The sequence below is a fragment of the Streptomyces sp. MB09-01 genome (assembly GCF_033794505.1).
Taxonomy (GTDB): Bacteria; Actinomycetota; Actinomycetes; order Streptomycetales; family Streptomycetaceae; genus Streptomyces.
Map to the genome: position 1 here is coordinate 1 of NZ_JARAYQ010000287.1, position 9850 is coordinate 9850.

A 9850-nucleotide genomic window follows, 5' to 3' on the forward strand; every position below is an offset into this window, starting at 1 on the left:
CTGCAGGGGGGACCCTGTGGGAGAGTAGGACGCCGCCGAACAATCATTGCGGAAGCCCCGCACCAAACCTTCGGGTTCGGTGCGGGGCTTTTCTGCGTTCCGGGCACGTGTGCGGTCTCCTGTAGGGTCAGGGGGCATCGAACGACCGTTTTCTACAGTCACAGTGGAGGCCCCCGGGTGGAGGTCCAGGAGACTCGGGTTCAGACTGACCGAATTTTCACCATTCCGAACATCCTGAGCATGGCTCGCCTCGCCGGCGTGCCCGTGTTCCTGTGGCTGATCCTCGCGGAGTACGACGGATGGGCCTTGGCCGTCCTCATGCTCAGCGGGATCAGCGACTACCTCGACGGGAAGCTCGCGCGGCGCTGGAATCAGATCAGCAAGCTCGGCCGGCTGCTGGATCCGGCTGCGGACCGCCTCTACATCCTGTCGACGCTCTTCGGTCTGACCTATCGCGAGCTGCTGCCGCTGTGGCTCACCGGAGCACTGCTCTTGCGTGAGCTGATGTTGCTGGTCATGGTGTGGATCCTGCGCCGTCACGGCTATCCGCCCCCCCAGGTCAACTTCCTCGGCAAGGCGGCGACCTTCAACCTGATGTACGCGTTTCCCTTGCTGCTGCTCAGTGATGGCACGGGTTGGTTGGCCTGGTTGGGGTCAGTTTTCGGATGGGCGTTCGCGGGATGGGGTACAACCCTCTATTGGTGGGCAGGAATCCTTTACGTGGTTCAAGTCCGCCGTCTCGTGAAGGCGGACGCCACGGCCGATTGAGCCCGACCGGCGCCGGATGACGCGGAGGAGTTGCGGAGTCACCGACCGAGACGGGTGAGAGTCGGCACGACTGTCATCTCTCAAGGAGGATTCTTCCGACATGAAGGCCGTCGTGATGGCCGGTGGCGAAGGTACGCGTCTTCGCCCCATGACCTCGAGCATGCCCAAGCCGCTCCTGCCGGTGGCCAACCGGCCGATCATGGAGCACGTGCTCAGGCTGCTCAAGCGCCATGGGCTCAGCGAGACCGTGGTCACCGTGCAGTTCCTGGCGTCGCTCGTCAAGAACTACTTCGGGGATGGCGAAGAGCTCGGAATGGAGCTCACCTATGCCAACGAGGAGAAGCCACTCGGCACCGCCGGCAGTGTGAAGAATGCCGAGGAGGCCTTGAAGGATGACGCCTTCGTCGTCATTTCCGGCGATGCGCTGACCGACTTCGACCTCACCGATCTGATCCGCTTCCACAAGGAGAAGGGCGCACTCGTCACGGTGTGCCTGACGCGGGTGCCGAACCCGCTGGAATTCGGCATCACGATCGTCGACGAGGAGGGCAAGGTCGAGCGCTTCCTCGAGAAGCCGACCTGGGGCCAGGTGTTCTCCGACACCGTCAACACCGGCATCTACGTCATGGAGCCCGAGGTCTTCAATTACGTGGACCCGGACGTCTCCGTCGACTGGTCCGGCGATGTCTTCCCGCAGCTGATGAAGGAAGGCCGGCCCATCTACGGCTACGTGGCCGAGGGCTACTGGGAGGACGTCGGCACGCACGAGAGCTACGTCAAGGCGCAGGCCGACGTGCTCGAGGGCAAGGTCGACATCGAGATGGACGGCTTCGAGATCTCGCCCGGGGTGTGGATCGCCGAAGGGGCCGAGGTGAGCCCGGACGCGGTGCTGCGCGGGCCCCTGTACATCGGGGACTACGCCAAGATCGAGGCCGGCGTGGAGATCCGCGAGCACACCGTCATCGGGTCGAACGTCGTCGTCAAGAGCGGGGCCTTCCTGCACAAGGCCGTCATCCACGACAACGTGTACATCGGGCCCCACAGCAATCTCCGCGGCTGCGTCATCGGCAAGAACACCGACATCATGCGTTCCGCGCGGATCGAGGACGGGGCCGTCATCGGTGACGAGTGCCTCGTCGGCGAGGAATCGATCGTTCAGGGGAACGTGCGGGTCTATCCCTTCAAGACGATCGAGGCCGGCGCCTTCGTCAACACGTCCGTGATCTGGGAGTCCCGCGGACAGGCCCATCTGTTCGGCGCGCGGGGAGTCTCCGGGATCCTGAACGTCGAGATCACCCCCGAGCTGGTGGTCCGGCTCGCCGGCGCCTATGCGACGACGCTGAAGAAGGGGGCGACGGTCACCACGGCCCGTGACCACTCCCGAGGCGCGAGAGCGCTCAAGCGGGCCGTGATCTCGGCGCTGCAAGCCAGCGCGATCAACGTACGGGACCTGGAGAACGTACCGCTGCCGGTGGCGCGGCAGCAGACCGCGCGGGGCACCGCCGGCGGGATCGTGCTGCGGACCTCGCCGGGTGTGCCGGACTCGGTCGACATCATGTTCCTGGACGAGCGCGGAGCGGACCTCTCGCTCCAGCAGCAGCGCAAGCTGGACCGGGTGTACGCACGTCAGGAGTACCGGCGCGCCTTCCCCGGCGAGATCGGAGACCTGCAGTTCCCGGGCAGCGTCTTCGATGCCTACACGGGCTCGCTGCTGCGGCGGGTGGACACCACCGGGATCGGTGATGCCGGGCTCAAGGTGGTCGTGGACGCCTCCAACGGCAGCGCCGGGCTCGTTCTGCCGAGCCTCCTCGGGCGGCTCGGCGTGGACGCCCTGACGATCAATCCCGGGCTCGACGAGTCCAGGCCGACGGAGACCAGCGAGTCCCGGCGGGCCGGGCTGGTGCGGCTCGGGGAGATCGTCGCTTCGGCTCGGGCGGCCTTCGGGGTGCGTTTCGACCCGGTGGGCGAGCGGATCTCCCTCGTGGACGAGCGCGGACGGATCATCGAGGACGACCGCGCGCTGCTGGTGATGCTCGACCTGGTGGCCGCGGAGAAGCGCAGCGGCAAGGTCGCGCTGCCGGTGACCACGACCCGGGTCGCCGAGCAGGTGGCGGCGTACCACGGCACGCAGGTGGAGTGGACGACGACGTCGCCCGACGACCTGACCCGGGTGGGGCGTGCGGAGAACACCATCTTCGGCGGCGACGGCCGGGGCGGCTTCATCGTTCCGGAGTTCAGCAGTGTCTTCGACGGCTCGGCGGCGTTCGTGCAGCTGCTCGGTCTGGTGGCTCGCACGCAGCTCACGCTGAGCCAGATCGACGCCCGGATTCCGCGGGCCCACGTGCTCAAGCGCGATGTTCCGACGCCGTGGGCGGTGAAGGGGCTCGTCATGCGTCGGGTCGTGGAGGCCGCCGGCGACCGGCAGGTGGACACCACCGACGGGGTACGGGTGGTCGAGGCCGACGGACGGTGGGCGCTGGTCCTGCCGGACCCGGCGGAGGCGGTCACCCACCTGTGGGCCGAAGGCCCCGACGACGCCTCCGCGCAGGCCCTGCTCGACGAATGGGCGGCCGTGGTGGACGGGGCCGGGCACTGAGCGCCCGCGCCGCGACGTAGGACACGAGTCCGGTGGGCCGGGTGCGGGAGGACCGCTCCGGCCCACCGGACGGGCGCATTGGGTGTGTACGGCGCCGACATGCGACGATGTGCGGCATGTCGCAGCCGCCCCACGATCGGACTCCGGCGTCTCCTGTGCCCCCGCGCCCGGACGCTTCCATGTCGCTGCTGACGCACGTGATGGACCATGGTCTCGACGAGGGCTACGCGGAGGCCGCGGCCCGGCGCGAGGCGGACGGAACGGCGGGACTGCCCCGCACCCTCAAGGCCAAACTGGGGCTCGCCGCCGGACTCATGATCACCGCCGTTGTCGTCACGCTCGGTGCGGCCGAGGCGCGGCTAGCCGCGCCGGTGCTGGCCAAGGAGCGCCACGAGCTGATCGACCGGGTCGAGCGGGCCGATGAGCGCGCGGACGGCCTGGAACGGCAGATCGACAGCCTACGGACCGATGTCGCGGCCCGCCAGCGTGCGGCACTGAAGCAGCCCGGCGGGGGCCAGGGCGAGCTCGTGGCGCTGCTGGCCGGTGCCACGGAGGTCCGCGGGCCCGGGCTCAAGCTGGTCGTGGACGATGCGAAGGGCGCTTCCTCCGGGGGCGGTGGCAAACCGCGTGAGAGCGCCGGTTTCTCGGACACCGGCCGGCTCCGCGACCGTGACATGCAGAAGATCGTCAACGGCCTGTGGCAGTCCGGGGCGGAAGCCGTCTCCATCAACGGGCAGCGGCTCACGGAGCTCTCGGCGATCAGGGCCGCGGGTGACGCGATACTGGTGGACAACAGGCCGCTGGTGCCGCCGTACGAGGTGCTGGCGGTGGGGGACAAGAAGCGGCTCGGCACGGCCTTCCAGGACTCCGCGGACGGCCAGTACCTGCACGTGCTGCAGGAGAGCTACGGGATCCGCTCCACCCTGTCAGCCATGGACGAGGTGCGGCTGCCGGCCGCGTCGAGTCTGACCGTACGTACAGCTACACCGGTAGAGCAGCAGAAGGGTGCATCGTGATCGCGGTACTGGGCCTCTTGGCCGGAGTGGTGGTCGGACTTCTGGTCCGGCCCGAAGTGCCGGCCGTGGTGGAGCCTTATCTGCCGATCGCCGTGGTGGCGGCGCTGGACGCGGTGTTCGGCGGTCTGCGCGCGATGCTCGACGGGATCTTCGTCGACAAGGTCTTCGTGGTCTCGTTCCTGTCGAACGTGGTGGTGGCGGCGCTGATCGTCTTCCTCGGTGACAAGCTCGGCGTCGGCTCGCAGCTGTCCACGGGTGTGGTCGTGGTCCTCGGCATCCGCATCTTCTCCAACGCCGCGGCCATCCGCCGGCACGTGTTCCGGGCGTGAGGCCGATGAGTACGAACGGGAGTCCCGAGGAGTCGGGACCGGGGCCCGCAGGGCAGCCGCCGAAGGACGTACCGGCGCAGCCCGTGCAGCAGCCTGCGCAGGAGCCGGTGCAGGAGCCCGTGCAGGCCGCCGCTCCGCCCGAGGAGACCGGCCGGCAGCGGCTCGCGGCCGGGCTGTGGCCGCTGCGGGTGAGCCGGGCCCAACTGATCGTCGCGCTGCTGCTGTTCGTCCTGGGGCTGGGACTGGCCATCCAGGTCCGGTCGAACAGCGACTCCAGCGCGTTGCGCGGGGCGCGCCAGGAGGACCTCGTACGGATCCTGGACGAGCTCGACGGGCGGACGAAGCGCCTGGAAGAGGAGAAGCAGGCGCTGGAGGATCAGCGCAGGGAGCTGGAGAGCAGCTCCAACCAGGCCGAGGAGGCCCGCAAGCAGACCGTGGAGAAGGAGCGTCAACTCGGGATCCTGGCCGGTACGGTGGCAGCGCAGGGGCCGGGCATCACGCTGAAGATCACCGATCCCACGGGCCAGGTGCAGTCCGACCAGCTGCTGGACACCCTTCAGGAGCTGCGGGCGGCCGGGGCCGAGGCGATCCAGATCAACGGTGTGCGCATCGTGGCCGGCTCGTACTTCTCCGACGAGAACGGCGGGGTCGCGATCGACGGCAAGAAGATCACACAACCCTACGAGTTCAGGGTGATCGGCAAGCCCCAGGATCTGGAGCCCGCGCTCAACATTCCCGGTGGTGTCGTCCAGACGCTGGAGAAGGAGCAGGCGACCGTTGCCGTCACACGGTCGGCGAAGATCGTTGTGGATGCCTTGCGGGCTGCGAAGCAGCCTGACTACGCTCGGTCGTCATCGTGAGGAACTGGAGTGGAGGGTGGAGCGTCTCACGCGGGCGGATGCCTGCGGGGGGTCGGCGCACTGAAGTCGCGGTGCGTGGTGGAAACTGTCTGGTGGTTACGGACGTTGTGAGAATGTCCGGGTCGGCAGGTGTCTGCATTCGGAGTTCGTCCTGCCCCACGGGCGGGTCTGTTTCGGTCAAGGGGAATCGCCCGTGAAGTTGTTTGAGAAGTTGTTCGGCAAGAAGAACCGCGAGGACAGCGGTGCAGCACGGCACCGTGCCGGGCACGGGGACGTGGAAGGGCAGGGCGACCGGCCGCTCTTCCGTGACGAGGTTGCCGGCCCGGGGGATGTTTCGGGCGCCCACGGCGCGTCGTCCGTTGACCCTGCCGGTACCGGAGGCATAGGTTTCGGTGAACCATCAACCTCAACTGCGGGTGGAGGGTTTGCCCCCGACCCGTACGCCACCAATGCCTCCGCGGGGCAGCCGCGGCGCGAGGAGCCGTCCATGTCGGCCGAGCAGATTTGCAGCAGGTGCGGACACCGCAGCGATGCGGCCAGCCGGTTCTGCTCCAACTGCGGGGCGCCGCTGCGGCCGGGTCTGACGCCGGAGCGTGCCTCGGAGACCACGTCCACCATCTCGATCTCGGGCCTGGAGGCCTACGAGGCCGAGGTGTCGGGACAAACGCACGTGTCGTCCTCGTTGTCCCCCGAGGCCCAGGCCGCGGTGGAAGCGCTGCCCCCCGGTTCCGCCCTGCTCATCGTGCGGCGCGGCCCCAACTCCGGTAGCCGCTTCCTGCTGGACGGCGAGCTGACCACGGCGGGCCGGCACCCGCAGAGCGACATCTTCCTGGACGACGTCACCGTCTCCCGGCGTCATGTCGACTTCCGCCGGGGCCCGGACGGCGGCTTCACCGTCTCCGACGTGGGCAGCCTCAACGGCACGTACGTGAACCGGGAACCGATCGACTCCGTCGCCCTGCACAACGGTGACGAGGTGCAGATCGGCAAGTACCGGCTGGTCTTCTACGCGAGCCTGCGGGGCATCTGACCCCTTCCGGACTCCGTCCGGGGGGACCCCCACCCCCGGACCCGGTCCGGGGCTTCCCAGGGAAGGTCCCATGCTGCGCAACCCGACAGGCGGTGCCGGGAACGGCACCACCGGCTCGGCCGGGCGGCTGGTGAGCATCGGCACGGTGCTCACCACGCTGCGTGACGAGTTCCCCGAAGTCACCATCTCGAAGATCCGTTTTCTGGAGGCGGAGGGGCTCGTCGAGCCCCGGCGCACCCCTTCGGGATACCGCAAGTTCAGCACCGAGGACGTGGAGCGCCTCGCCCGCATCCTGCGTCTGCAGCGCGATCACTACCTGCCGCTGAAGGTCATCCGCGAGCAGCTCGACGCGCTCGCCCGCGGTGAGCAGATCCGGATCCCGGCGCCCACTGCGCACGGGGATTCCGGCGATCCCACCAGCCCGGCGGCCGTGTACGGCGAGGTCGGGCGCGAGCGCCCCACCGTGGCCCGGGTGGGCCGGGCGGAGCTGATCGCCGCCGCCGACGTGGACGAGGGCCAGCTGGCCGAGTGGGAGTCGTACGGGCTGCTGGCCGAGGCGCCGGGCGGTGGTTTCGACGCCGAGGCGGTCACGGTGGCCCGGCTCGTGGCCGATCTGGGGCGCTTCGGTCTGGAGCCGCGGCACCTGCGCGCGATGAAGGCCGCCGCCGACCGTGAGGCGGGCCTGGTGGAGCAGGTCGTGGCACCGCTGCGCCGGCACCGCAACCCGCAGACCAGAGCCCATGCGGAGGCCACGCTGAAGGAGCTGGCGGGGCTGTCCGTGCGGCTCCACGAGGCCCTCGTGCAGACCGCTCTGGGAGTCCGGTTGCGCTGACCGCGCTGGTCGGAGTGGAGCCCCGACTACCCAAACCTGCCGGGCAGGTCCTAGGGTTGCTGTGTGAACGAGCTCGACGTTGTGGGTGTCCGGGTGGAAATGCCCTCCAACCAACCGATCGTGCTCCTGCGTGAAGTGGGAGGCGACCGGTACCTCCCCATCTGGATCGGTCCAGGGGAGGCGACCGCCATTGCCTTCGCGCAGCAGGGGATGGCCCCTGCCCGGCCGCTGACGCACGACCTGTTCAAGGACGTGCTGGAGGCGATCGGCGAGGAGCTCACCCAGGTCCGGATCACGGATCTGCGGGAGGGCGTCTTCTACGCGGAGCTCGTCTTCGCCAGTGGGGTCGAGGTGAGCGCGCGGCCTTCCGATGCCATAGCGCTGGCCCTGCGGACGGGGACGCCGATCTACGGCAGTGACGGCGTGCTGGACGACGCCGGTATCGCCATTCCGGACGAGCAGGAGGACGAGGTGGAGAAGTTCCGCGAGTTCCTCGACCAGATCTCGCCCGAGGACTTCGGCACCGGCCCGCAGTGAGGCGTGGGCCGCGTCGCCCGCGCGATCCGCGGGGAACTTTCAGCCCATTCGATTAGCCTTTCCCCATAACGGGATACGGGAAACCACTCTCAGGGTGATTATCACTCGGCGTGCCGAGTGTGGCGATCGTTGACGCACCCCTGGTGACTGCCTACCTTCGAGGTGGGCAGGTCAAGGACGGAGGGTCGGCGTGAGGATCACGGGCGACGGTACGACCGGGGGCACCCCCGTACGGAGTGACGCTGGGCCGTACCCGCTGCACGGTGGCGCGGTCGGTTCCGCGCGCCGTCAGCCGGAGTCGACGCCGGTCGGACCGGTGAGCGGCGACCCGGCGCCCGAGCAGATCGGATACCGCGGGCCGACGGCGTGCGCCGCGGCCGGCATCACGTACCGGCAGCTGGACTACTGGGCGCGGACCGGACTGGTGGAGCCGAGTGTGCGCCCCGCCTACGGTTCCGGCACCCAGCGGCTCTACAGCTTCCGCGACGTCGTGGTCCTCAAGATCGTCAAGCGCTTCCTGGACACCGGGGTGGCGCTGCAGAACATCCGTACTGCGGTCCAGCACCTGCGTGACCGCGGGTTCTCGGACCTCGAGCGGATGACGCTGATGAGCGACGGTGCCACCGTGTACGAGTGCACCTCGCCGGACCAGGTCGTGAGCCTGCTCCAGCGCGGACAGGGCATCTTCGGCATCGCCGTGGGGGTGGTGTGGCGCGATGTCGAGAGCGCGCTCTCGCAGCTGCACGGGGAGCGGGTGGACACCGGCGAGACCCTGGTCGGGCACAACCCGACGGACGAGCTGGCTGCACGCCGCAACCGCGCCGTCTGAACCGGGCCGGAGAAATGTCAGTGCCGTAGGGCAGCATCGGTGCTGTGAGAGCCGCGCCGACCATTCTGCATCTGGACATGGATGCCTTCTACGCCTCCGTGGAGCAGGCGTCGAAGCCCAGTCTGCGGGGCAAGGCCGTCATCGTCGGCGGGCTGGGGCCGCGCGGGGTCGTCGCCACCGCTTCGTACGAGGCCAGGCGGTTCGGGGTGCACTCCGCGATGCCGACGGCGCAGGCGCGGCGGCTCTGCCCGAACGGCGCCTACCTGATCCCGCGCTTCAGCCTCTACCGGCAGGTCAGTGACGTGGTTATGGCCCTGCTGCGGGAGTTGTCGCCGCTCGTGGAGCCGCTCAGCCTGGACGAGGCCTTCGTGGACCTGGAGGCGGGCGGGGTCGCCTTCGACTCGCTGACCGCCCGGTCGACGGGGGAGCGGCTGCGGGCCGACATCAGGGCCGCCACGGGGCTCAGCGGGTCGGTGGGGCTCGCCGGGTCCAAGATGCTGGCCAAGGTGGCGTCCGAGGAGGCCAAGCCCGCCGGGCTGCTGCTGATCGAGCCGGGAACCGAGCGCGAGCTGCTCGCGCCGATGTCCGTACGGACGCTGCCCGGGGTGGGGCCGGCCACGGGGGAGCACCTGCGCCGCGCCGGGATCACCACGGTGGGGGATCTGGCGGAGGCCGGGGAGGACGAGTTGGTCCGGATGCTCGGGCGTGCCCACGGCGTGGGCCTGTACCGGATGGCGCTGGGGCTGGACGACCGGCCGGTGGTCGCGGAGCGGGACGCGAAGTCGGTGTCGGTCGAGGACACCTTCGACGTGGACCTGCACGACCGGGTACGGATCCGGAACGAGGTGCAGCGGCTCGCCGACCGGTGTGTGCAGCGGCTGCGGGGCTCGGGGCACTCGGGGCGGACGATCGTGCTGAAGGTGCGGCGGTACGACTTCTCGACGCTGACGCGGTCCGAGACGCTGCGCGGGCCCACGGACGACCCCGCTGTGGTGCGGGAGGCCGCGGCGCGGCTCCTCGAGGGCGTGGACACCACGGGAGGGGTGCGACTGC

10 protein-coding genes are annotated in these 9850 nt (G+C 69.4%); all 10 read left to right on the forward strand.

Annotated features, from left to right (window positions below; genetic code table 11):
- The first annotated feature begins 177 nt into the window (after window positions 1-177).
- Complete coding sequence (locus PV721_RS36900) at window positions 178-768, forward strand: CDP-alcohol phosphatidyltransferase family protein (RefSeq protein ID WP_319732210.1); 591 nt, start codon at window positions 178-180, stop codon at window positions 766-768.
- A gap of 100 nt (window positions 769-868) precedes the next feature.
- Window positions 869-3364, forward strand: coding sequence for a mannose-1-phosphate guanyltransferase (locus PV721_RS36905; RefSeq protein ID WP_319732211.1), 2496 nt, complete (start codon window positions 869-871; stop codon window positions 3362-3364).
- 107 nt (window positions 3365-3471) lie between these two features.
- Window positions 3472-4380, forward strand: coding sequence for a DUF881 domain-containing protein (locus PV721_RS36910; protein ID WP_319732212.1), 909 nt, complete (start codon window positions 3472-3474; stop codon window positions 4378-4380).
- Window positions 4377-4709 (forward strand): small basic family protein, encoded by a 333-nt coding sequence (locus PV721_RS36915; protein WP_007262894.1) that lies wholly within the window; start codon window positions 4377-4379, stop codon window positions 4707-4709. Before PV721_RS36910 ends, PV721_RS36915 begins: the two co-directional genes overlap by 4 nt.
- A 5-nt stretch (window positions 4710-4714) precedes the next feature.
- Complete coding sequence (locus PV721_RS36920; RefSeq protein ID WP_319732218.1) at window positions 4715-5569, forward strand: DUF881 domain-containing protein; 855 nt, start codon at window positions 4715-4717, stop codon at window positions 5567-5569.
- 85 nt (window positions 5570-5654) lie between these two features.
- A complete protein-coding gene (locus PV721_RS36925) occupies window positions 5655-6599 on the forward strand; it encodes an FHA domain-containing protein (RefSeq protein WP_319732228.1) in 945 nt (314 codons plus the stop codon).
- Between the two features lie 70 nt (window positions 6600-6669).
- A complete protein-coding gene (locus PV721_RS36930; RefSeq protein WP_319732220.1) occupies window positions 6670-7431 on the forward strand; it encodes a MerR family transcriptional regulator in 762 nt (253 codons plus the stop codon).
- 63 nt (window positions 7432-7494) lie between these two features.
- On the forward strand, window positions 7495-7968 hold the full coding sequence (locus tag PV721_RS36935) for a bifunctional nuclease family protein (RefSeq protein ID WP_319732222.1): 474 nt from the start codon (window positions 7495-7497) through the stop codon (window positions 7966-7968).
- A 190-nt stretch (window positions 7969-8158) separates the two neighbouring features.
- Complete coding sequence (locus tag PV721_RS36940) at window positions 8159-8797, forward strand: MerR family transcriptional regulator (RefSeq protein ID WP_319732224.1); 639 nt, start codon at window positions 8159-8161, stop codon at window positions 8795-8797.
- Window positions 8798-8841: 44 nt separating this feature from the next.
- Window positions 8842-9850: DNA polymerase IV (locus tag PV721_RS36945; RefSeq protein ID WP_319732226.1), on the forward strand; the 1009-nt coding region annotated here is incomplete at its 3' end.

Excerpts from the sequence above, each read along its gene's own strand:
- PV721_RS36930 (WP_319732220.1), top strand. The coding sequence starts at position 6,670 with ATGCTGCGCAACCCGACAGGCGGTGCCGGGAACGGCACCACCGGCTCG.
- PV721_RS36910 (WP_319732212.1), top strand. The coding sequence starts at position 3,472 with ATGTGCGGCATGTCGCAGCCGCCCCACGATCGGACTCCGGCGTCTCCT.
- PV721_RS36920 (WP_319732218.1), top strand. The coding sequence starts at position 4,715 with ATGAGTACGAACGGGAGTCCCGAGGAGTCGGGACCGGGGCCCGCAGGG.
- PV721_RS36905 (WP_319732211.1), top strand. The coding sequence starts at position 869 with ATGAAGGCCGTCGTGATGGCCGGTGGCGAAGGTACGCGTCTTCGCCCC.